The organism is Deltaproteobacteria bacterium (assembly GCA_029210625.1).
GTDB lineage: Bacteria > Myxococcota > Myxococcia > SLRQ01 > SLRQ01 > JARGFU01.
This window is the reverse complement of the sequence record JARGFU010000021.1, coordinates 14,694-37,438: the sequence shown is the minus strand read 5'-3', so window position 1 is coordinate 37,438 and position 22,745 is coordinate 14,694. Positions and strand designations below refer to the sequence as shown.

General features: G+C 72.1%; 19 protein-coding genes. 15 read left to right on the top strand and 4 right to left on the bottom strand.

From position 1 onward, the window contains the following. Positions 1 to 11 precede the first annotated feature (11 nt). Genes P1V51_18775 through P1V51_18765 form a run of 3 tightly spaced genes read left to right on the top strand, consistent with a single transcriptional unit; the run spans position 12 to position 4,709 of the window. The gene (locus P1V51_18775) at positions 12 to 1,889 is read left to right on the top strand and encodes a sulfatase (GenBank protein ID MDF1565089.1); all 1,878 of its coding nucleotides are present in this window, start codon (positions 12 to 14) and stop codon (positions 1,887 to 1,889) included. A gap of 31 nt (positions 1,890 to 1,920) precedes the next feature. Then, a complete protein-coding gene (locus tag P1V51_18770; protein ID MDF1565088.1) occupies positions 1,921 to 3,546 on the top strand; it encodes an alkaline phosphatase family protein in 1,626 nt (541 codons plus the stop codon). After that, positions 3,543 to 4,709 (top strand): glycosyltransferase family 4 protein, encoded by a 1,167-nt coding sequence (locus tag P1V51_18765; GenBank protein ID MDF1565087.1) that lies wholly within the window; start codon positions 3,543 to 3,545, stop codon positions 4,707 to 4,709. The genes P1V51_18770 and P1V51_18765 overlap by 4 nt, the downstream gene beginning before the upstream one ends. Positions 4,710 to 4,748: 39 nt before the next feature. Here P1V51_18765 and P1V51_18760 read toward each other — a convergent pair whose 3' ends face one another. Both P1V51_18760 and P1V51_18755 read right to left on the bottom strand, forming a co-directional pair. After that, complete coding sequence (locus P1V51_18760) at positions 4,749 to 6,365, bottom strand: sulfatase (protein MDF1565086.1); 1,617 nt, start codon at positions 6,363 to 6,365, stop codon at positions 4,749 to 4,751. A gap of 84 nt (positions 6,366 to 6,449) precedes the next feature. After that, positions 6,450 to 7,496 carry a potassium channel protein gene (locus tag P1V51_18755; GenBank protein ID MDF1565085.1) on the bottom strand — a complete coding sequence of 349 codons (1,047 nt, stop codon included), beginning with the start codon at positions 7,494 to 7,496 and terminating at the stop codon, positions 6,450 to 6,452. Positions 7,497 to 7,599: 103 nt separating this feature from the next. Here P1V51_18755 and xerC point away from each other — a divergent pair, with 103 nt between their 5' ends. From xerC to P1V51_18710, 9 genes are all read left to right on the top strand, one after another. After that, positions 7,600 to 8,499: a tyrosine recombinase XerC gene (gene xerC, locus P1V51_18750; GenBank protein MDF1565084.1), complete on the top strand. Its 900-nt coding sequence runs from the start codon at positions 7,600 to 7,602 to the stop codon at positions 8,497 to 8,499. Between the two features lie 70 nt (positions 8,500 to 8,569). Further along, positions 8,570 to 9,109, top strand: a complete 540-nt coding sequence (gene hslV / locus P1V51_18745; GenBank protein MDF1565083.1) for an ATP-dependent protease subunit HslV — start codon at positions 8,570 to 8,572, stop codon at positions 9,107 to 9,109. Then, positions 9,106 to 10,524, top strand: coding sequence for an ATP-dependent protease ATPase subunit HslU (gene hslU / locus P1V51_18740; protein MDF1565082.1), 1,419 nt, complete (start codon positions 9,106 to 9,108; stop codon positions 10,522 to 10,524). The genes hslV and hslU overlap by 4 nt, the downstream gene beginning before the upstream one ends. Before the next feature lie 53 nt (positions 10,525 to 10,577). Continuing rightward, entirely contained in the window at positions 10,578 to 12,038 is a 1,461-nt protein-coding gene (locus P1V51_18735; protein MDF1565081.1) for an alkaline phosphatase family protein, read from the top strand. A gap of 12 nt (positions 12,039 to 12,050) precedes the next feature. Further along, complete coding sequence (gene argB / locus P1V51_18730) at positions 12,051 to 12,929, top strand: acetylglutamate kinase (GenBank protein MDF1565080.1); 879 nt, start codon at positions 12,051 to 12,053, stop codon at positions 12,927 to 12,929. 10 nt (positions 12,930 to 12,939) lie between these two features. Next, entirely contained in the window at positions 12,940 to 14,127 is a 1,188-nt protein-coding gene (locus P1V51_18725; protein ID MDF1565079.1) for an aspartate aminotransferase family protein, read from the top strand. A 62-nt stretch (positions 14,128 to 14,189) separates the two neighbouring features. Then, positions 14,190 to 15,407 (top strand): DnaJ domain-containing protein, encoded by a 1,218-nt coding sequence (locus P1V51_18720; protein MDF1565078.1) that lies wholly within the window; start codon positions 14,190 to 14,192, stop codon positions 15,405 to 15,407. 10 nt (positions 15,408 to 15,417) lie between these two features. Continuing rightward, positions 15,418 to 17,253 (top strand): molecular chaperone DnaK, encoded by a 1,836-nt coding sequence (dnaK, locus tag P1V51_18715; GenBank protein MDF1565077.1) that lies wholly within the window; start codon positions 15,418 to 15,420, stop codon positions 17,251 to 17,253. A gap of 15 nt (positions 17,254 to 17,268) precedes the next feature. Next, positions 17,269 to 18,489 (top strand): hypothetical protein, encoded by a 1,221-nt coding sequence (locus P1V51_18710; GenBank protein ID MDF1565076.1) that lies wholly within the window; start codon positions 17,269 to 17,271, stop codon positions 18,487 to 18,489. Here the strand turns inward: P1V51_18710 and P1V51_18705 are convergent. Both P1V51_18705 and coaE read right to left on the bottom strand, forming a co-directional pair. After that, positions 18,486 to 19,679, bottom strand: coding sequence for an SDR family oxidoreductase (locus tag P1V51_18705; protein ID MDF1565075.1), 1,194 nt, complete (start codon positions 19,677 to 19,679; stop codon positions 18,486 to 18,488). The two genes, P1V51_18710 and P1V51_18705, sit on opposite strands and share 4 nt — an antisense overlap. Beyond that, entirely contained in the window at positions 19,676 to 20,296 is a 621-nt protein-coding gene (gene coaE / locus P1V51_18700) for a dephospho-CoA kinase (GenBank protein ID MDF1565074.1), read from the bottom strand. The genes P1V51_18705 and coaE overlap by 4 nt, the downstream gene beginning before the upstream one ends. Positions 20,297 to 20,387: 91 nt before the next feature. Between coaE and P1V51_18695 the strand changes: the two genes are divergently transcribed. The 3 genes from P1V51_18695 to yihA are packed head-to-tail and all read left to right on the top strand — an operon-like array spanning position 20,388 to position 22,740. Continuing rightward, positions 20,388 to 20,864: a multiheme c-type cytochrome gene (locus P1V51_18695; protein ID MDF1565073.1), complete on the top strand. Its 477-nt coding sequence runs from the start codon at positions 20,388 to 20,390 to the stop codon at positions 20,862 to 20,864. Then, entirely contained in the window at positions 20,861 to 22,162 is a 1,302-nt protein-coding gene (locus P1V51_18690; GenBank protein MDF1565072.1) for a hypothetical protein, read from the top strand. The genes P1V51_18695 and P1V51_18690 overlap by 4 nt, the downstream gene beginning before the upstream one ends. Next, complete coding sequence (gene yihA / locus P1V51_18685) at positions 22,159 to 22,740, top strand: ribosome biogenesis GTP-binding protein YihA/YsxC (GenBank protein ID MDF1565071.1); 582 nt, start codon at positions 22,159 to 22,161, stop codon at positions 22,738 to 22,740. Before P1V51_18690 ends, yihA begins: the two co-directional genes overlap by 4 nt. Positions 22,741 to 22,745 lie beyond the last annotated feature (5 nt).

The following is a 22,745-nucleotide window of genomic DNA, read 5'->3' as shown; positions in this document are numbered from 1 at the left end:
GCGAGGGAGCCGTGGAGAAGAAGAGCGTTCGGGAGCGGCTGCGGCCGCTCGGAGAGGCCCTCGCGGGCGGCGCCATCGGGCTCGCCCTGGCGGGCACCGGTGAGGCCCTGGCCATGATCGCGAGCGGCGGGCTCTCCGCCGCCGAGGGCGCGGGCCTCTCGGTCTTCGCGGCGGGGCTGCACGGCATCCTCGGTGCGGTCGCCGGCGTGGGCCTGGGGATGGTGCTCCTGCCCCTCCTGGGCGTCCTCACCCAGCGGCGCCTGCTCGCCTTCCTCGCCGCGCGCGGCGGGGTGGGGGCCCTCTCTGCCTTCCTGGCCGCGGACCTGGGCTTCACGGTCCTGGGCACCTTCCGGATCAGCCGGGATGGCGGGCTCTCCCTGCCGGTGGCGGCCCTGCTCGCCCTGCTCGGCGGCACCCTCCTGGCCCTCGGGGTGGCCCTCGCCGTGCGCTCCCTGACCCGCCGGCTGCCCCTGGGCCTGGCCTCCCTGGTCTTCTTCGTGGGCCTCTTCCTCCTCGGGCGTGCCCTCCTCGCCGGCAGCCCCGCCGCGGCCAGCGACGCCGAGGGCCAGGCGAGCAAGGTGCGGCCGAACGTCGTGCTGGTCGTGACCGACACCCTGCGGGCGGACAGCACCGGCCCCTGGGGCGGCCCCGAGGGGGCGACGCCCCACCTCGATGCCTTCGCCGCCGAGGCCGTCCGCTTCGAGAACTTCTACGCCAACGCCGCCTGGACCCGGCCCGCCGTCTCGACCCTGCTCACCGGCCAGCAGCCCGGGCGCCACGGCGTCCAGCACAAGGTCGATCCGCTGCCGAGCGAGGGGCCCAACCTGGCCGAGGCCTTCCGGAAGGCTGGCTACGCCACCGCGGCCTCGGTCACCAACGTGAACCTCGCCCCGGACTTCGGCTTCGAGCGGGGCTTCTCGGCCTACCGTTACCACGCCCCCTCGCGACCCCTGGGCGCAGAGGGCGCCGCCCAGCGCCTCTCGGTCATCAACGTCGCCCGCCTGATCCAGGAGAGGCTCTCCGACGCGCTGGTCGTCGAGCGCTTCTACGGTGAGGGCCCGACGATCACCCGGGACGCGCTGGCGCTGGTCGACGAGCTGGGCGACGGCCCCTTCTTCCTCTGGGTCCACTACATGGATCCCCACGACCCCTACGTGGAGCGGCCCTGGAACGGGAAGGGCGTGGCCCGGGTGCGGACTCCGGAGCCCGAGATCTCCCAGGCGCCCTACCTGCGGGGGCTCTACCAGGGCGAGGTCACCTACTGGGACGCCGCCTTCGGGGACCTGATGAAGGGCCTGGAGGAGCGCGGCCTCCTCGAGACCACCGTCGTGGCGATGACCGCCGATCACGGGGAGGAGTTCGCCGACCACGGAGGCTTCTGGCACGGGCGCACCCTCTTCGAGGAGCAGGTGCGGGTGCCCCTCCTCGTGCGCCTGGCCGGGGGAGAGCAGGGGGGCACGACCCGCCGCGATCCCGCCGCGCAGATCGACGTGACGCCGACCCTGCTCGCGCTGGCCGGCGTGGCGCTGCCGCCCGAGATGGACGGCGTGCCGCTCCTGGCCGAGACCCCGCCGGAGCCGCGGCCGGTGCTCATGGAGGAGGATCACGACGGCGCGGTCCTCACCGGCCTCTACTGGGACGGCCTGAAGCTGGTGAAGGCGAACGAGGGCAACCCCAACGGGCTCCCCGCGCTGGCCGTCTACGATCTCGCCGCCGATCCGGGCGAGGCGCGCCCGCTGGCCGCAGACGATCCCCGCGTCGCCGAGCTGCAGTCGGTGCTCGAGGGGCACCTCGCCGGCCGCCCGCCGCCGAAGAAGAAGAGCGGCGAGGCCGTGGAGGTCGACGCCGCCCTCGAGGAGGACCTGCGGGCCCTCGGCTACGTGCAGTAGGGCCGCGCGGGCATCGGAGATGGGGGCGCGCGTGCTCCTCGTGGGGCTCGATGGCGCCGACTGGGCGATCATCGATCCCCTCCTCGAGGCCGGGAAGCTGCCGGCGCTGGCCGGGCTCCTCGCGCGGGGCGGGCGCGCCGTGCTCGAGAGCACCCGGCCGCCGGTGACCTTCCCCGCCTGGGCCTCCTTCTTCACCGGGCTGCCCCCTTCGGAGCACGGCGTCCTCGACTTCATGCGCTGGCAGCCGGGCGGCTACGCGCCGCGCTTCCACAGCGGCCGCCCGCGGGTGCGGACGGTCCTGGAGGAGGCCGCCGAGGCCGGCGCGCGGGTCTGCGCGCTGGGCTTCCCCGGCACCTACCCTCCGCCCCGCCTGCCGGGCGGCTTCCTCCTGGCGGGCTTCGACGCGCCGGTCGCGCTGCGGGCGCCGGCCGACGCCGCCTGGCCCGCCGCACGGCACGCCGCCCTGCGCCGCGCGCTCGGGCCCTGGCCCTTCGCCGAGATCGACGAGCTCTCCGTCGGGCCGGGCTGGCACGAGCGGGCGCTCCTCGCCCTGGAGCGGGGCCTCCGGACCAAGCTGCGCTACGCCGAGGTCCTCCTCGCCGAGGAGCCCTGGGACCTCTTCGCCATCCACCTCGGCGAGACCGACACGGTGGGCCACCACTTCCTGGCCTTCGCCGATCCCCACGCCCCGCGCCGGCCCGCGCGGGTCACGCCGCGAGAGGCCGAGGCGGTGGAGCGGATCCACCGGCAGGCGGACGCGGGGCTGGCCCGGATGCTGGCGCTCTCGGGGGAGGGGACCTCGGTGATCCTGGTCAGCGATCACGGCATGGAGTCCTCCTCCGACGAGGTCTTCCACCCCAACCGGGCGCTGGCCGCCGGTGGCTTCACCGCGCTGCGCTCGCCCCCTCGCGGCGCCGCCGGCCTCGGGCGACGGGGCCGGGAGGCGCTGCAGGCCGCGGCCCTGCGCCACCTGCCGGGCCGCCTCAAGGAGCAGCTCTTCCGGAGCCTGGGCCGGCACACGGACTGGCCCTCGCGCCTGGAGACCGGGCGGCGCCTGGGAGCGGTGGAGATCTCCCGCTCGGCGGCCTTCTCCGAGTCCCTCACCTACGCCCCCTCGGTGCGCTTCAACCTCCGGGGCCGCGAGCCCCTGGGCACCGTCCGGCCCGAGGACGCCGAGGTGCTCGAGCGGGCCATCAGCGCGCACCTGCTCGGGCTGCGGCACCCCGAGACCGGGGAGCCCCTGGTGGAGGCGGTGCTGCCGCGCCGGGAGCTGCACCGGGGGCGGGCCGCCGAGGAGGCGCCGGATCTGACCCTGGAGCTGGGCCGGCACCGGGGCTACCGCCTCACCGCGCTGGGCGCCGCCGGCCCCGGGCCCGTGGTCAGCCGCCTCTCCGGGGCGGCGCGCCTGGGCGGGAAGGGGAGGGCGCCCCTGGGGGTCCACCGCCGGGAGGGGATCCTCGCCCTCGCCGGCCCGGCCTTCGAGGCCCGCCTCGCCTCCCTCCCCGCCGCCCTGCCCATCGCCGACGGCGCCGGACTGCTGCGCGAGGCCCTCGGCCTCGTGGCCGCCCCGCCCCGGCCGGTGAGCGAGACCCCCTACACGCCGGAGCAGGCGGCGCGGGTCCGCGAGCGGCTCGCGGCGATGGGGTACTTCGAGTGACGCGCGTCGGCCACGTCCTGGCCTCGCCCTTCCCGGCGCTGCGGGGCACCCAGGGCTACCTCTTCGAGCTGATGCGGGCGCAGGCCGCCCTCGGCCACGAGGTGCACCTCTTCTGCTATGCCGGCCGCCTCGACGGTGAGGTCCCCCCGCGGGTCACCCTCCACCGGAGCCCGCCCCTGCCGGGGGTGCCCTCCGCGCTGCGCTCCAGCCCGGGCCTGGCCCGGCCGGTGAACGACCTCGCCCTGCTCGGCAGGCTGCTCTCGGACCCCGCGACCCGCCGGATGGAGGTGCTCCACGGCCACAACCACGAGGGCGGGCTGGCGGCGCTGCTCGCGGGGCGGGCCCTCGGCATCCCGGTGGTGCACCAGGTGCACGGGAACCTCGAGGCCGAGCTGGAGAGCTGGGCCGGCGCCGGCCGCGCCCGCCTGCTCGGGCCGCTCGCGCCCCTGGCCGGTCTGCTCTTCGACCGGCGCCTGCCGGCCGCCTCCGACGCCTGCCTGCGCCTGCGGGCACCCGAGGATCGCGCGGACTTCGTGGGGGAGGTGCTGCCTCCGGGGATCAGCCCGGCCGCCGAGCAGGCGCCGGGGCTGGACCGGGCAGCGCTGGCCCGAAGCTTGGGGGCGGGACCCTGGGTGGCCTACGCCGGCAACCTCGATCCCTACCAGGACCTCCCCCGCCTCTTCGCGACGGTCCGCTGGCTCGGAGAGGAGCGCCCGGGGTTGCGGCTGCTCATCGTCTCCCACGATCCCCCGGAGGCGCGGGAGCGGGTCGTGCAGGAGGGTGGGCTGAAGGAGGGAGCGGTGCGGGTGGTCGAGGCCCCCGACGCCGCCGCCGCCGCCCGCTGGATCGTCGCCGCGGGCCTGCTCCTCGTCCCCCGTACGGAGCCCGGCGGGCTGCCCCTGAAGATCCTCAACGCCATCGGCCTCGGCGTCCCCGTCGTCACGACCCTCGCGGCCGCCGCGGGCCTCGGAGAGGAGGCGGGGGTCGTCGCCGGTGGTGCGTCGCCGGAGGCGCTCGCAGAGGCGGTGCTCGGAGTGATCGAGGACCCCGGGCGGCGCCAGGCGCTCCAGGAAGCCGCCGAACGCTTCACCCGGGCGAACACCTGGGAGAACGTGGCTCGGGCCTGCGAGACCGTCTACCAGAAGCTGACAGCTGATAGATGATAGCTCGCAGCTCGCAGCCGCGAGCACGAAACGCGACCCCTACTGGATGTAGCCCAGCGCCCGGAGGTTCGCCTCGGTCGCCTCGTCCATCTCCCCGGCCTGCATCGCCGGGCCTCCCGGCTGGGTCTCGATGTACTTCCGCATCTCCTGGAGCAGGGCCTTGATCTCGGGCGGGGCCTTCGCGGGATCGGTGCCGGGCACCAGGTTCTTCTCCTCGAGGGGATCGGCCTCGAGGTCCCAGGCCTGCAGCTCCTCGCGATCGAAGATGACGGAGGGCAGGAGGTCCTTGCGGGTCACGGTCCGCATGAACTCCTCCTCGTCGGCGGGCTGCTGGAGCACCACCTTGTACTTGCCGGCCACCATCATCTGCCGCGAGATGCCGAAGCAGTTGTACTCGCTGAAGATGCGGCGGCTCGCCGGATCGATCTTGCCGGCGGCGACGTCGAAGAGGCTCGCCCCGGGCCGGGCGTAGGCGTCGGGCTTGCCGCCGGCGATCTGGACGATGGTCGGCCAGATGTCGACCGAGGAGGCGAGGGTGTCCACCCGCCGGCCCCGGGAGGCGGCGGGGATCTTGGGGGAGCGGATGATCATCGGCACCCGGACGACCTCCTCCCAGAAGTGGTGGGCGTGCTTGTAGAAGCGGTGCTCGCCGAAGCCGTCGCCGTGGTCGGCGGTGACGATGATCGTGGCCCGGTCCCAGAGCCCGTTCTTCTTCAGGCGGGCGAAGAGGCGGCCGAGGGCCTCGTCGGTGTAGCGCACCGCCGAGTCGTAGACGGCGATCATCGCCCGCCGCTGGTCGGGGGTGGGGTCCTTGCCCTTCGGGTACTCCCAGCGCGGCACGCGGAGGATCTCGGGGTGACCCTCCCAGAGCCAGCGCGCCTCCGCCTCGGGGGAGGGGCCGTGGTAGGGGTCGTGGGGATCGACCACGAAGGTGAACATGAAGCTCTTCTTCAGCTTCTTGTTCGCGTCGAGCCAGGCGCCGACCTCGTCGAAGACCATATCGGCGGTGGGCAGGCCCTTGAAGAACTTGGTGTCCTGGTAGTGCTTGAAGCCCTGGTCGAGGCCGGCGATGCCCGCGCCGTTGCCGTTGCCCACCACGCCGGCGGTCTTGTAGCCCAGCTTGTTCAGCGCCTCGGGGAGGGTCTCGAAGGCCGGCGAGAGCCGGATCCCCTCGCACTGGGTGCGGTGGCGGGTCGGGGTCAGCCCGGTGAGGATCGAGGTGGTCGAGGGCCGGGTCCAGGGGGCCGCCACGTAGAAGCGGTCGAAGGAGAGGCCGTCCCGCGCGAAGGCGTCGAGGTTGGGGCTGGTCTCCCGCGGGTAGCCGTGGAAGCTCAGGTGGTCGGGGCGAAGCGCGTCGACCAGGATGAGGATGACCGGGTGGGGGCCGATCTCCGCCGGCTCGAAGGCCTCGAGGAGGGGGAGGCTGTCGGCCAGGTACGTGCCCTTGCCCTTCTTCCAGTCGAGATCCGGGGGCGGGGGGGTCGGGTTGAGCACGATGGCCGGCTTCTCCGGCGCGGCCTCGGCGGCAGCCCCGGCGACCGCCTCGGTCTCCTTCGCGTCGGCGGCCCGGGCCGGCGGGGCCAGGAGCACCAGCAGGCCGAGGAGGACGAGGGAGGAGGTGAGGGTGTAGGAGGCGAGTCGATCGGTCGTGCGCATGGCGGGGAACCTAACCCGGGGACGCCCGGATCACACCCCGGATTCAAATTTTTCGCGGACTTGGCGCGCCTCGAGAGGCCGGCGTCAGTCGATCGCGTGGAGGCGGGCGATCTGGTCCTCGTCGGCCAGGAGGATGACCATGTCCCCCTCACCCAGGACGTGGCTGCCCTTGGGGCCCACGATGATCTCCCCGTCGGTGCGCCGGATGCCCAGCACCCGCACGGAGGGGGCGTGGGTGAAGGCCTGCGAGAGGGCGCTGCCGTTGAGGGGCGACCCGGCCGTCACGTTGAACTCGGCCAGGACCAGCTCGCCGAAGCGGCCGGCGGAGAGGGTGTCCATGAAGTCGGTCATCAGGGGCTGGACCGCCGAGAGCATCATCCGGCGCCCGGAGAGGGCGTGGGGCGAGATCACCTGATCGGCGCCGGCCAGCCGCAGCTTCTGGTCGCTGCCGGGGATCTCCGAGCGGGCGACCACGAAGATCTCGGGCTGCAGGTGCTTGGCCGTCAGCGCCACGTAGGTGTTCACCGCATCGGAGTTGGCGGTGGCGATCAGGCTCTTGGCCCGGTGGGTGCCGGCCTCCCGCAGGATCTCCTCCTCGGTGATCGAGCCCTCGACCGTGAGGTAGCCCTGCTCCCGGGAGCGCTGCACGGCACCGGGATCCTGATCGACGACCACGAAGGCCTCTCCGCGCTCGGCGAGGCCGCGGGCGACCTCGACCCCCACCCGGCCGTAGCCGCAGAGGACGTAGTGCCGGTCGAGGCTCTCGATCTTTCGCTGCATGATCCGACTCCGGAAGCGGGTTCGAAGCTCACCCTCGATCACCGTCGCGACCACCAGGGTGAGGGTATAGAAGACGGTGCCCACCCCCAGGATCACCAGCGCGATGGTGAAGATCTTGGCGTCGTCGGTGAAGGGGACCAGCTCGCTGAAGCCGACGGTCGAGAGGGTGGTCACCGACTGGTAGAGGGCGTCGAGGGGGCCCAGGTCCAGCAGGAGGTGGTAGCCCAGGGCGCCGCCGACGGTGAGGACCACCAGGGCCACCACCGGTACCGCGATGTGGGAGGCCGCCCGCAGCAGATCCACGAAGGTCTGGTGCAGGGCGAAGGGAGAGGTCGTCGGTCGGCGGGGCATGGCCGCGCCCGAGCATAGGCCAGGATGTAGGTCCAGGTCGCCAGCAGGCGACGGGGTAGGACATTTTCTGGCGCCAGGATCGGGGGCCGCTATCATGGGTCCCGTGCGCTGGGTGGAAGCCTTCATCGACGAGCTGATCGCCATCCGCGGGCAGTCCGTCCAGACCGCCCGGGCCTACCGCTCCGATCTGGTCCAGCTCCACGAGTGGCTGGAGTCCCGGGGCAAGGCCCTCCCGGGCGACGACGGCGAGACCTGGCGCGCGATCGATCTCGAGGTGCTGCGCGGCTTCCTCGCCCAGCGCCACGCCCGGGCCTCGGCGGCGACCCTGATGCGCAAGCTGGCGTCCATGCGCTCCTTCTTCCGCTGGCTCGCCGAGGTCGGCGTGGTCGAACAGAACCCGGCGGTGCTCCTGGCCACCCCCAAGCAGCGCCGCCGCCTGCCCCGCGCCCTCCCGGTGGACGACGTCATCGCCCTGGTGGAGAGCCCGGACGACGACGCCCTCCTGGGGGTGCGGGACAAGGCGATCCTGGAGACCCTCTACGGGGCCGGGCTGCGGGTCTCGGAGCTGACCTCCCTCGACCTGCTGGACCTCGACCTCGACAGCCGCACCGTCCGGGTGCTGGGGAAGGGCGGCAAGGAGCGGATGGTGCCCCTGGGCAGCAAGGCCGTCCTCGCCCTCGATCGCTGGCTGGACCGGCGCCGCGAGCTGAAGCCCCCGCGGACCCAGCGGGCCGTCTTCCTCAACCGCTACGGGGAGCGCCTCACGCCCCGCTCGGTGGCCCGCCGGCTGGACCGGCAGGTGCGGATCGTGGCGCTGCGCCACAACCTCTCCCCCCACGCCCTGCGCCACAGCTTCGCCACCCACCTGCTGGGCGGCGGGGCGGACCTGCGGGCCATCCAGGAGCTCCTGGGCCACAGCTCGCTCTCGACCACCCAGCGCTACACCCACGTCTCGGTGGAGCAGCTCGCGGCGGTCTACGACAAGGCCCACCCCAAGGCCTGATCCGGCCGCCCCCGGGCGGGATCCGGGGCACGCGCTTGCGTCTGCCGGCTTCGTGTGCACCTTGGGGCGCATGAGCGAGCAGACGATGCACGGCACGACCATCCTCGCCCTGCGCAAGGACGGAAAGACGGTGCTGGCCGGGGACGGCCAGGTCACCCTGGGCAACACGGTGGTGAAGGCGAGCGCCCGCAAGGTGCGGCGGCTCCACGGGGAGCGGGTGCTGGCCGGCTTCGCCGGGGCCACCGCGGACGCCTTCACCCTCTTCGAGAAGTTCGAGGGGAAGCTGGAGGCCTACTCGGGCAACCTCACCCGGGCGGCGGTCGAGCTGGCCAAGGACTGGCGTACCGACCGGATGCTGCGGCGCCTCGAGGCCATGCTCCTGGTCGCCGACGAGGAGCGGATCCTGCTCATCTCGGGCAACGGCGACGTGATCGAGCCCGACGGCGACGTCACCGCGGTGGGCTCCGGTGGTCCCTACGCCCTGGCGGCGGCCCGCGCCCTGCTCGACACCGATCGGGACGCCGAGACCATCGCCCGCCGGGCCATGGAGATCGCCGCCGAGATCTGCATCTACACCAACACCTCCCTCTCCCTGGAGATCCTGCCATGAGCCTCTCCTTCACCCCCCGGGAGATCGTCTCCGAGCTCGATCGGCACGTCGTCGGCCAGAAGGCCGCCAAGCGCGCGGTCGCCATCGCCCTGCGCAACCGCTGGCGCCGGGCCCGCATCCGCGAGGAGCTGCGGGAGGAGGTCACGCCCAAGAACATCATCCTCATGGGGCCCACCGGGGTCGGCAAGACCGAGATCGCCCGGCGGCTGGCCCGGCTGGCGGGGGCGCCCTTCATCAAGATCGAGGCCTCCAAGTTCACCGAGGTCGGCTACGTGGGGCGGGACGTCGAGTCGATGGTCCGCGACCTGGTCGAGGCGGCGGTGAACCTCGTCCGCCAGGAGGAGGAGGAGCGGGTCCGGCAGCGCGCCGAGGAGGAGGCCGAGGAGCTGCTCCTCGACGCCCTCTATCGCCCGCGCGAGGAACCAGCTCACGGCTTCGAGGAGCGGCCGGACGCCCACGCGCCCATCCCCCTGGGCGCCTCCGGCCAGGACATCAGCCACCTGCAGGCGCCGCCGGCCGAGGACACGACCCGGGAGAAGCTCCGCATGCAGCTGCGGGCCGGCGCCTTCGACGATCGCGAGATCGAGATCGAGGTCGACGGCGGCGGCACCCTGCCCACCATGCAGGTCTTCGGCGCGCAGGGCATGGAGGAGATGATGATGAACCTCCAGGACCTCTTCTCGAACCTCCCGGGCGCCCGGGGCGGCGCCAGGAAGGAGAAGCGGAAGGTCACGGTGGCCGAGGCCCGCGGGCTCCTGAAGAAGCAGGCCGCCTCCCGGATGGTCGACCAGGAGAAGGTCAAGCGCGAGGCCCTGCGCCGGGCCGAGAACGACGGGATCATCTTCCTCGACGAGATCGACAAGGTCGCCGGCCGCGAGGGCAGCCACGGTCCCGACGTGAGCCGCGAGGGCGTGCAGCGCGATCTGCTGCCGGTGATCGAGGGCTCCACGGTGACCACCAAGTACGGGCCGGTGCAGACCGACCACGTCCTCTTCATCGCCGCCGGCGCCTTCCACGTCTCGAAGGTCAGCGACCTGATCCCCGAGCTGCAGGGCCGCTTCCCCATCCGGGTGAAGCTCGACTCCCTGACCGAGGAGGACTTCGTCCGCATCCTCACCGAGCCCCGGAGCAGCCTGGTGAAGCAGTACTCGGCCCTCCTGGAGACGGAGGGGCTCGAGGTCGAGTACACCGAGGACGGGATCCGGGAGATCGCCCGGATGGCCGACGAGGTGAACGCGCAGAGCGAGAACATCGGCGCCCGGCGCCTGCACACGGTCATGGAGCGCCTGCTGGACGAGGCCAGCTTCTCGGCCAGCGAGCGCTCGGGAGAGAAGATCGTCATCGACCGCGCCTACGTCCAGCGGCAGCTGGAGTCGGTGGTCGAGAAGCAGGATCTCTCCCAGTACATCCTATGAATTCGCGGACTTGCCTTCACAGGCCAGTCCAGATGTGCCATCAAGGTCCGCCGATGGATGTTGTTGCGCGCACGACCGGACCACGCCGGGGGCCCCTCTTCGCCCTGGCTCTCCTCCTCCTCGCGGCGGGCTGCGAGGCCGACCGGCCCGCCCCGGCGGCGGCCCCGGCGCCCACCCCCGGCGCCGCTCCCGCCCCGGCCTCGAGGGCGGAGGCGCCCGCCGAGCGGCCCGCGAAGGCGGCCTCGCCCCCCACCAAGGTGCTCGTCGTGGGCACCGACGGCTTCGATCCCGTGCAGGTGAGGCGCCTCGTCGCCCGCGGCGCGATGCCCAACCTCCAGAAGCTCATGCAGGAGGGGTCCAGCGGCACCCTCTTCTCGGAGCGGGAGATCCGCTCACCGGCCCTCTGGACCACCCTGGCCACCGGGCGGCCCCGGGAGGTGCACGGCATCTACGACTTCGTCACCGGCTCCCGCCTCTGGCCCGCCGACCGGTGCGACGAGCCGCGGCGCCTGGTGACCAGCAACATGCGGGCGGTGCCGGCGATCTGGAACCTGGCCTCCGACGCGGGGCTCACGGTCGGCGTCGTGGGGTGGCTCTCGACCTGGCCGGCCGAGGAGGTGCACGGGGTGATGGTCTCGCCCTACGTCGCCCTCGGTCAGAAGAAGCAGCACACCATCAAGGGCGGCCTCTACGCCGATGAGGACCGGCAGGTCTACCCCGAGGCCCGCTGGGACGAGATCAAGCAGTACATCGTCTCGCCCTTCTCGCTGAAGGACTCGGAGGTCGAGAAGGTGGTGCCCCGCGCCCCCGACGACCTCGCGGCCCTCTATCCCCGGCTGCGCCGCTACCGGGAGGCCGCTCGCTGGTCCATCGCCCACACCCGCACCATGCGCAACACGGTGCTCGGGCTCCTGGAGACCGAGCAGCCGGACCTGACGATGGTCTTCGTCGAGGGCGCCGACTCCCTCGGGCACCGCTTCTGGCTCTTCTCCCAGCCGAACGAACAGATCGAGGCGCAGCTCGCCGACGCCGGCCTGCCCACCGGCCACGCGGGGCGCCTCTCGGAGCTCTACGGCGAGGTCATCGATCGCTACTACACCATCGTCGACGACATGCTCCGCGAGCTCCTCGATCAGGTCGACGACGACACCCTGATCATGGTGATCAGCGATCATGGCTTCGGCTCCCGCACCGGCCAGTGGGAGCTCAACACGCAGGTCCCCTTCGAGGGGGAGCACCGGATCGAGGGCTTCATCGCCCTGCGGGGGCCGGGCGTGAAGGCGGGGGCCAAGATCCACGGCGCCACGCTCTACGACATCGTGCCCACCATCATCGACGCCCTCGGCATGGAGGATCTCGAGGACGGGGAGGGGGTCAGCGTCCTGCCCTCCCTCGAGGTTGCCGAGGAGAGCGAGCCGCGCGCCGCCGCCGGACCCGCCGAGCTCGAGCCCCTCGACTCCTCCTTCGACGCGGAGGAGGTCGAGCGCCTCCGCTCGCTGGGCTACGTACAGTGAGGTAGCGGGACCATGGAGCGTAACGAGAAGGCCACCGTCCTCATCGAGGCGCTGCCCTACCTGCAGCGCTATCGGGGCAAGACCATCGTCGTGAAGTACGGCGGCAACGCCATGATCGACGACGAGCTGAAGGCCTCCTTCGCCAAGGACCTCACCCTGCTGCAGCTCGTCGGGCTGAAGGTGGTGGTGGTGCACGGCGGTGGACCGCAGATCGGCAGCCTCCTCGATCGCCTGGGGATCGCCTCCCACTTCGTGGGGGGGATGCGGGTCACCGACGACGAGACGATGGACGTGGTCGAGATGGTCCTCGCGGGGCTGGTGAACAAGGAGATCGTCGCGCTCCTGCAGCAGCAGGGGGCGCGGGCGGTGGGGCTCTCGGGGAAGGACGGCGGCCTGCTCAAGGCAGCCCGGATCACCCTCGAGGTGCCGATGAAGGAGGGCCCGCCCGAGATCATCGACCCGGGCCGGGTGGGGGAGATCGAGTCGGTGGACTGCGAGATCCTCGAGACCCTCGACCAGTCGGGCTTCGTCCCGGTGGTGGCGCCGGTGGGTCTGGGCGAGGACGGCCGGGCGCTGAACATCAACGCCGACCTGGTCGCGGGGGCGCTGGCGGTCGCGCTGAAGGCCGAGCGCCTCCTCTTGCTGACCGACGTCGCCGGGCTCCTCGACGGCGATGGGCTGCTGGTGGGGCGCCTCGACCTGGCCGGGGCCCGGGCGCTGCTGGAGAGCGAGTTCGTCAGCGGGGGCATGATCCCCAAGCTGCGCTGCTGCGTGGACGCGGTGGAGAGCGGGGTGGGCGCCGCCACGATGATCGACGGCCGGGTACCCCACGCGGTCCTCCTGGAGCTGCTCACCGATCAGGGAGTGGGCACGGTGGTGCGAAGCGGCTAGAACCTGCCGCATGACCACCCAGCGAGAGCTCCTCGAGGCCGGCCAGGCGTCCTTCTTCCCCAACTACCGCCAGCCGGACCTGGTCCTGGTGAAGGGGGAGGGCGACTGGGTCGTCGATCACGAGGGGCGACGCTACCTGGATCTGATCCAGGGCATCGCCACCAACGTGATCGGGCACGCCCACCCGCGCCTGGTCGCGGCCCTGAAGACGCAGGCCGAGGCCCTCTGGCACGTGTCGAACCTCTACTGGAACGAGCCGGCCATCCTCCTGGCGAAGCGCCTCTGCGAGACCTCCTTCGCCGAGCGGGTCTTCTTCTGCAACTCGGGGGCGGAGGCCAACGAGGGGGCGCTGAAGCTCGCGCGCCGCTTCCACCACGATCGCGGCGCGCCGCGCCAGGAGATCCTCGCCTTCGAGAAGAGCTTCCACGGCCGGACCATGGGGGCGCTCAAGGCCACCGGGCAGCCGAAGTACCACGAGGGCTTCGAGCCCCTGCCGGGCGGCTTCGAGCACCTCCCCTTCGGGGAGGAGGCGATCTTCGAGCGCATCGGCGAGCAGACGGCGGCGGTGATCGTCGAGCCGATCCAGGGCGAGGGCGGGTTGATCGTCCCTCCCCCGGGCTGGCTGCGCCGCCTGCGGGAGCGCACCGAGGCGGTCGGCGCCCTGCTCATCCTGGACGAGGTGCAGTCGGGGATCGGGCGGACGGGCACCCTCTGGGCTCACGAGCACGAGGGCATCACCCCCGACATCCTGACCTCGGCCAAGAGCCTCGGCGGCGGCTTCCCCATCGGCGCGCTCCTGGCCCGGGCCGAGGTGGCCGCCTCCTTCGTGCCGGGCACCCACGCCTCCACCTTCGGCGGCAACGCCCTGGCCACCCGGGCGGCCCTCACGGTCCTGGAGGTCCTGCTGGACGAGGGCGTCCTGGAGGCGAGCCGGGAGACGGCCCGGCGCCTGCGGGCCGGCCTCGAGGACCGGCTGGTCGCGACCGGCAAGATCGAGGGCGTCCGGGGCGTTGGCCTCTGGCTGGGCCTGGAGGTGCCGGGCAAGGCGACGGCCTTCCGGGACGCCGCCCTGGAGGAGGGGATCCTGGTGAACGCGTTGGGGGCCGACGTCGTCCGCCTGGCCCCCGCCCTGACCCTCGGCGCCGAAGGAGAGGCAGCCGCCCTCGAGGGGCTGACCCGCGTCGCAGATCGACTCTGAGCCCCGGTCTTTTGCTATCGTCTCCCCGACACGTCGTTTCGTGGGGGGAGTCGTCCAAGCGCATGAGCGAAACCATCGAGGGCCTGGGCCGCAAGAAGGACCCGGTGAAGCTCAAGCCGGGCGTGGACATCACCACGCTCAAGCTCTCTCCCGAGGAGGGCTTCCTCGTCTCCCGGATCAGCCCGGGGGACACCCTGGAGAGCCTCCTCGCGGTGTGCGGGATCCCCGAGCCCAAGGCCGTCGTCCTCCTGCGAGGGTTGATCGAGCGGGGCGTCGTCGTCGGTCCCTCCGAGGTCGCCGGCGCCGGCGGGATGGAGGCCCACGACTTCGACCGGGCCGCCCTGGCCGAGGCGACCGACCTCCCGGAGGAGATCAAGAAGGAGCTGCTCTACCGGGAGGACATGGCCGGGAAGTGGCACCACTACGAGGTGCTGGGCCTCCGGCCCACGGCGACCAAGGACGAGATCCAGAAGGCCTACTTCGCCCTCGTCCGGCGCCTCCACCCCGACCGCTTCTACGGCAAGGAGATGGGCTCCTTCGCCGAGCGCCTCGACCGGGTGGTGCAGCGCATCCGGGACGCCTACGAGACCCTCTCGAACGCTCAGCGCCGCGCCGAGTACGACCGCAAGACCGAGTTCCCCCTCACGTTCGAGGAGCTCGAGGCGCTCGAGGAGGCGCAGGAGAAGAAGCTGCGCGACGAGCGCCGCAAGGTCGAGCGCCGCGAGCGCCTGCGCAAGCGGGCGCCGCTCGGTGAGCGCAAGCGCAAGGCGACGCAGTTCGCCAACGAGGCCCGGAAGGCCGCGAGCAAGGAGGACTGGCGCCAGGCGGCCAACCTCTACCGCCTGGCCCTGACCTACGATCCCGGCAACGAGGCCATGGAGGCTCTCCTGGAGGAGGCCGACGCCCTCTCCGCCTCCACCCGCGCGGAGGATCTCCTCGACCGGGCGCGCTCGGCCGAGGCGCTGGGCAACCTGCAGGAGGCCGAGGAGCTGCTGCGGGAGGCGGTGAAGGCCGACCCCGCAGGCTCGAACACCCTCCTCACCCTCGTCCGCTTTCTTCTGGCGAGAGGAGCCAAACCGGATACTGTGCTGGGGATGGCCCAGAAGGTGACGTATCTGGACCGCCACTCCGTGGAGGGCTGGACCCTCTACGGGAGGGTCCTGGTCCAGCTCGGGGAGAAGTCGAAGGCCAAGAAGGCCTTCGAGCAGGCGGTGGATCTGGACGAGACCGCCGACGAAGCCAAGGAAGCGCTGAAGAAGCTACGCTGGACCCTCTTCTAGGACCGAAGGCATGGAGAGAATCATCGGCATCGATCTGGGGACGACCAACAGCTGCGTGGCAGCCGTGGTCGACGGTGTGCCGACGGTCTTCGCCAACCGGGGAGGCTACAAGACCACCCCCTCGATGTTCGCGGTCGCCAAGAACGGCAAGCGGGTGGTGGGGCACATCGCCAAGCGGCAGGCCGTGACCAACGCCGAGGGGACGGTCCACGCCATCAAGCGCCTCATCGGCCGCAAGTGGGACAGCGAGGCGCGGGTGCGGGCGGCCGAGTCCGTCCCCTACGTGCTGGTGGAGGGGCCCACCGGAGACATCCGGGTGCGGATCGGCGACGAGATCCTCGCCATCCCCGAGATCTCCTCCCAGATCCTCACCGAGATGCGCCGGGTGGCCGAGGCCGCCATGGAGGACTCGGTGCACAAGGCGGTGGTCACGGTCCCCGCCTACTTCAACGACGCCCAGCGTCAGGCGACGAAGGACGCGGGGAAGATCGCCGGCCTGGAGGTCATCCGGATCATCAACGAGCCCACCGCCGCGGCGCTCGCCTACGGCTTCGGCAAGGAGCTCGAGCGGAAGATCGCCGTCTTCGACATGGGGGGCGGCACCTTCGACATCTCGATCCTGCAGATCTCCGGTGGGGTCTTCGACGTCGTGGCGACCGCGGGAGACTCCTTCCTGGGCGGCGAGGACTTCGACGAGCGGATCATCGAGTGGCTGGTCTTCAACTTCGCCAAGGAGCACCGGGTCGACCTGCGCAAGGACAAGATGGCCCTGCAGCGGCTCAAGGACGTGGCCGAGAAGGCCAAGTGCGAGCTCTCGTCGGCCACGAGCGCCGAGATCAACCTCCCCTTCATCTACTCCACTGGCCAGGACGACGCCCTCCACCTCCAGCGCTCGCTGAGCCGGGAGAAGCTCGAGGATCTGGTCGACGACCTGATCGAGCGCAGCCTCGTCCTCTGTGAGCGCACCCTCAAGGAGGCCGGCCTCTCCAAGGAGGACCTCGACGAGGTGCTGCTCGTCGGGGGTCAGACCCGGATGCCGCGCATCCAGAAGCGGGTGAAGGAGATCTTCGGCAAGGATCCCTCCAAGGGCGTCCACCCCGACGAGGTGGTGGCCCTCGGCGCGGCCATCCAGGGCAGCCTGCTGGTCGAGGACACCGGCGCCAGCGAGATGCTCCTCCTCGACGTCACGCCGATGAGCCTCGGCATCATGATCGTCGGCGGCTACTTCCAGGTGCTCATCTCGAAGAACACCACGGTCCCCACCAGCGCCACCCACACCTTCACCACCGTCAGCGACGGACAGACCAACGTGAAGATCCTCGTCCTGCAGGGCGAGAGCGAGCTGGCCGCGGAGAACGAGCTCCTCGGCGAGTTCATGCTCACCGGCCTGCGCGCGGCGCCGCGCGGCGAGGTGGAGATCGACGTCACCTTCGAGATCTCGGCCGACGGCATCGTCAGTGTGAAGGCCCGGGACTCGGAGACGGGGCTGCAGCAGGCCATCACCGTGACCGCGACCCACGGCCTCAGTGAGGACGAGCTGCGGGACATCGTCGATCGCAACGCGGACTTCATGCTCGAGGCGCGCGAGGACGAGCGCTTCGAGGCGAGCAAGACCGACATGGAGCGCCTGGCTCGTGAGATCGAGCGGCTCTTCCCGCAGGTCGAGGACGCGGTGAGGGGTACCGACTTCGGTACCGACGCGGTGAAGAAGGCGCGGGCCGCCCTCGAGCGGGCCCGGGCTGCGGTGGAGGCGCGGGACCTTCCTGCCATCGAGAAGTCGAAGGAGTCGCTGGAGCGCACGGTCACCCTCTTCAAGGGTGTCCTGAGCCGGATGAGAGGCGGCTAGCTCGCAACTACGATCGTGGACCCCACCGAGCTTCAGCGCCTCCTCTCCCAGGCCAACGACGCTCACGCAGCCGGCGATGCCTCCTCCGCCCGGGAGGCGCTGCGAGCGATCCTCGACGCCGATCCGGGCTCGATCCCGGCCCGGGCCCTCCTGACCCGCCTCTTCCCGGGAGAGGCCGACGAGCTGCCGCCGCTGGCGGCGGCCGGCGCCCGCCCCTGGGGCTTCGGAGAGCCGGCGACCCCGGTGCCGCCGCCGGACTCCGGTCCGGCGCTGGAGGGGGACTGGTCCGCGGCGATCGACGATGCCTGGGGACAACCCGTCGGCGCGGCGCCCGGGTCCCCCCCCGCGGGCCCCGGGCCGTCGGCACCCCTCGATCCGCCGGCGGCGCTGGCCTCTGCCTGGGCCCAGTGCGTCCCCGAGTCCGTCCCCGAGCCGGTGCCGCCCCCCGTCGAGATCGCGCCCCCGCCGCCCGCACCGCTGCCGCCTCCCGTCGAGGCGGCGCCTCCGCGGGACCACGTCTTCTCCTCGGAGCCGCTCTCCGACGACGCGCTCCGGCAGGCCTCCGGGGGGGAGGACTGGGATCCCTGGGAGGACCCGTCACTCCAGGCCGGCCCACCCCCACCGGCGGCGCCGCCGGTGGAGGGCGAGGAGCCGGAGTGGAGGCTGCAGGAGCCGGCCTCCTGGCACGGCAGCTCGTGGGACTCCCCGGCGGGGGAGGGGGAGGTGCTGATCAACGAGTCCGGGGACCCCTCGGCCCCGGGCCTGAAGATGATCCAGAGCGACGAGGCTGCCGCCGCGGCGCCGGATCCGTCGGTCGAGGACGACGACGATGACGACGAGGGCGGGATCTCCGAGGAGGATCTGGCCCACCTGATGGAGGGAGCCCAGGAGCTCATCGCCCTGGCCGACTTCTCGGGAGCGCTCGAGATCGTGGGGCGCGTCCTCCTGATCAACCCGGAGAACGTCACGGCGATCGAGCTGCGGGAACGCTGCGAGTCGACCCTCCTGCAGATGTGGGAATCGAAGCTCGGCCCGATCGAGCGCTGCCCCCGGGTGCTCATCGATCCCGACGAGGTGGTGTGGCTCAACCTCGACCACCGGGCGGGCTTCGTCCTCGCCCAGATCGACGGGCAGGTGACCTACGAGGAGCTCTTCGCCCTCTCGGGGATGAGCCGGATGGACACCTGCCGGATCCTGGTCCAGCTCCTCGAGCAGCGGGTCATCGCCTCCGCCTAGTCGAGGGGATCCTCCACCTCGTCGGCCTCGCCGGAGGGGCGGCTCCGGTAGTACTGGCGGACGTAGTCCACGAGGCGGGGCAGGTAGGCGGAGATCGGCGGGCAGCGCACGCCGGTGCCGTCCAGGAGCTCGAGGGCCTGGTGGTTGTTGAAGATCACCAGGTGGTTCACGTACTGCACGGCCTGCCGCTGCTGGCGGATCAGCCGCTCGAGGCCCGGGATGCGCATCAGGGTGTCGGTGAGGCGGAAGGAGAGGGTGACCCTCGGCAGCCGCTTGCCCGCCAGCTCGGCGATCATCTCGTAGATCCGGCGGCCGGAGAGGGGGTTGGGGTCGACCAGGTGCAGCGTCTGGCCCTCCCCCCGGGGGTCGTCGCCGACCACGAGCATGGCGCCGACGACGTAGTCCACCGGCACCAGGTTCAGCGGCGCGTTGCCGTTCCCGGGCAGGGGGAGGGGGACCGCCAGCGGCGAGGTCACCAGGAGGATGCCCAGGTAGTAGGGGCCGTCGAAGCGATCGATCTCGCCGGTCTTCGAGTCGCCCACCACGATGCTGGGCCGGTAGATCGTGATCGGCAGCTCGCTCATCGCGTCCCGCACGATCACCTCGGCCTCGTACTTCGTCTCCTCGTAGGCGTTGCGGTGGCGCTGACCCATCTGCAGCTCGTCCTCGAGGATCACGCCCTCGCGGTCACCGCAGACCCAGGCCGTCGACATGTGGTTGAAGCGACGAAGGCGCTTCATCTCGCGGGCGACCTCGAGCATCCGCCGGGTGCCGCCGACGTTCACCCGGCGGGCCTGCTCCTTGTGGACGCCCAGGTAGTAGATCGCCGCCAGGTGGAAGATGTCGGTGACCTCCTCGACCAGGCGCTTGTACTCCTCCCCCGAGAGCCCCAGATCCATGTCGACGATGTCTCCGACGAGGATCTCCACCTCCGCGGCGCCCGGCTTGCGTGCCAGGGGGGCGACGTAGGCCTTGGCGTCCTTCTCGAACTTCTCCTGGACCAGGACGTAGATCTTGGCGGAGGCCTCCCGCTCGGCCAGCGCGGTCACCAGCCGCTTGCCGATGAAGCCGGGGTAGCCGGTGACGAAGTAGACGCGTCGCGGCTTGCGGGTCGAGCCGTGCTTCTTCGGCGCCCTCTTGGTGGTCCTTTTCGTGGTCTTCTTGGCGCTCGGCTTGGTCGTCGGGCTCATGGGGTCTCCAGACGGGCGAGGAGGGCGTCGACCTGGCGCGCAGTCTCCTCGGGGGTTCCGGTGTTGTCCACCACGGTATCGGCCACCGCGACCTTTTGGGCCAGGGGCAGCTGCGCCGCGATTCGGGCGCGAGCCTCGGCCTCGCTGCAGCCGTCCCGGGCCATGACCCTCTCGATCTGGGTGGCCTCGTCGGCGCTCACCACCACCAGGTGGTCGAAGGTCGCCGCCAGCCCGACCTCCACCAGGAGCGCCGCCTCGTAGACGATGTGGCGGTGGCCGGCGGCCTCCGCCTCGCGCATGCGCGCCGCCGCCAGCTCGCGGATCCGCGGGTGGGTGATGGCCTCGAGGCGGGCGCGGGCCTGCGGATCGGCGAAGACCCGGGCCCCGAGGACGTCCCGGCGCAGCCGGCCGCCGGCGTCCACCACCACCGGGCCGAAGGCCTCGACGATCTCGGCCAGGGCCGGCTGCCCCGGCTCGACGACCTCCCGGGCGAGCTGATCGGCGTCGATGTGTGCCGCTCCGCGCTCCGCGAGGAGGCGGGCCACCGTGCTCTTGCCCGAGCCGATGCCACCGGTGAGCCCGATCCGGACGCTCCCGCTCTTTTGGGCCGCTCCCATCCTCCTGAGGAGCGAGTAGGCGTCAAAAGGCCCCGCCCTGTCAAAGGGCCGCGCCTTGACCGGCCAAATGGCGCCATGCTTTATGCGGCGCGTGGCCTCGAATCGCCCCAGAACCCCTGGCACCACCCTCCCGCTGACCGGGCTGGCCCTCCTCGCGCTGATCGTGGCGCTCCTGGGCCAGAGCGGCGCCCGGGCCGACGAGCCCATGGGGGCGGAGGGCTGCGCGACCTGTCATGACACGGCCTTCTCCACCTGGAAGAAGGGGCCGCACGCGCGGGCCGCCGACCGGCTCACGCTGGCGCAGAAGGCCGACCCCCGCTGCCAGACCTGCCACACCCCCCACGACGTCGAGGGGCTCACGGGCGTGCAGTGCGAGAGCTGCCACGGGGAGGGGACCTACTACGCCCGGAGCTACGTGATGCGCGATCCGGAGCTGGCCCGGCTGACCGGCCTGCGCCAGCCCAAGGCCGAGGACTGCCAGCGCTGCCACGTCGACGGTCCCTCCCTGCGCGCCTTCGACTTCGAGGAGGCCCGCCAGCGCATCCGCCACTGGCCCGAAGAGCAATGAAGAAGCCTGCACCCGAAGCTGCAACCGCGACCCCCACCGAGCAGGTCCTCGGTCTCGCCAGCGAGGGCTGGGCGCTCCTCACCACGCCCGCGACCCTCCTGGGGCTGGCGGCGGCCACCCTCGCTGGCCTCGGCCTCTCCCTCTGGGTCTCCGGAGGCGGGGGCGAGGTGTGGCGGATGGTCTCCGGAGAGAGCGATCCGCTCATGGCCCGGATCGACGCCCTCCTCGGGCTGCACGCTCCCTGGACGGCCTGGTGGATGGTCTTCCTGCCGGTGGCCACCGTGGCCTCCGCCGCCGCCCTCCTCATCGAGCGCAGCCCCTGGTGGGGCCTGCGGCCGGGGGGCCGCAGTGAGCTCGCCCGCAAGAAGCTCGGCGCCCTCGACCGGGAGCGGGTGATGGCGGCCGTCGCGCGCCTCGGTGGCGACGCCCGCCTCGCCGAGGGGGGAGGGCGGCTCGCCCTCCTGGTGCCCTCGGCGCTCTACCGGGCGGCGGTGCTGGTGCTGCTCCTCGGCGGCGTCGTCTTCTCCGTCGGCGTCGTCCAGGCGGTGGGCGGCACGATCCTCGGCGAGATGATCCTCGTCCCCGAGCAGGCCGCCCTGCAGGTGCTGGTCCCGGGGAAGGAGGGCCAGCCCACGCGCCGGGCCTCGCCGGTCCACCTCGAGGTGAACTCGGTCGCCGCGGCGGGTGATCGGGCCGAGGTCACCGTCGCCGGCACCGGCCAGACGGTGGAGCTCAGCCCGACCCAGCCCCTGCGCGTCGGCACCACCTGGTTCGAGCCGCGCACCACCCGGCAGGCCGACGGCGGCGACCGCTACCGCCTGCGGCTGACCGGCCCGGCGGGCAAGGTCGAGGAGGCCTCGCTGGTCCCTCGCGAGTCGCTGAGCCACCCGGAGACCGGGTCGATCTACCGGGTCCGCACCCACACCGAGGACTTCGAGGGCGCCGGCCCCGCGGTGTGGATCGAGCGCCTGGTGGACGAGAAGCCCGTCGAGGCCTTCTGGGTCTTCGAGCAGAACCCCGAGTTCGACGGGCCGAACCGGGACGATCCCATCGCGATCGAGCTCCTCGGCATCGAGCGTCAGCACGAGCTCGTGGTGGGCGTGGTCCACCTCGCGGGCCTCGTGCCGCTGACCCTCGGCCTCGCCCTCTTCGTGCTCGGCGTCCTGCTCCTGCAGGTGGCGGTCCGCGGCTCGAAGGTGATCGGCCTCGAGGGCGAGGAGGCCTGGGGTCACCCGGCGAAGGATGCCGAGATCGGCCAGGCGCTCGAAGCCCTGGCCGGGGCCGGCAAGGGCCGATGAAGGTCCACGACGCCCGCTTCCTCCTCGCGGCCACCGACTCCAAGTCGTGGCCGAAGGAGCCCCTGCCGGAGATCGCCTTCGCCGGGCGCTCGAACGTCGGCAAGTCGTCCCTGATCAACGCCCTCCTCGGGCGCAAGGCGCTGGCCAAGACGAGCAGCAAGCCGGGCAAGACCCGGGCGCTGGGCTTCATCGAGATCCAGGCGGGCAGCAGCCGGCTGCGCTTCTGTGATCTCCCCGGCTACGGCTTCGCCAAGGTCTCGAAGTCCGAGCGGGCGGCCTGGGGGAAGATGATCGAGCGCTACGTCACCGAGCGCGACGACCTGCGGCTCGTGGTCTGCCTCGTGGACGCGCGCCACCCCCCCAGCGCCCTCGACCGCCAGATGATCGAGTGGCTGACGGCCCTCGGGCGGCCGATGCAGGTCGTGGCGACGAAGCTCGACAAGCTGCCGCGGAACAAGCAGGCGACGGCAGTGAAGAAGCTCAAGCAGGAGCTGGGGCTGCCGGTGGTGGGCGTCTCGAGCGAGAAGGGCACCGGCAAGGACGAGCTCTGGAGGGTGCTGGCCGAGGCCACGGCCTGATACCC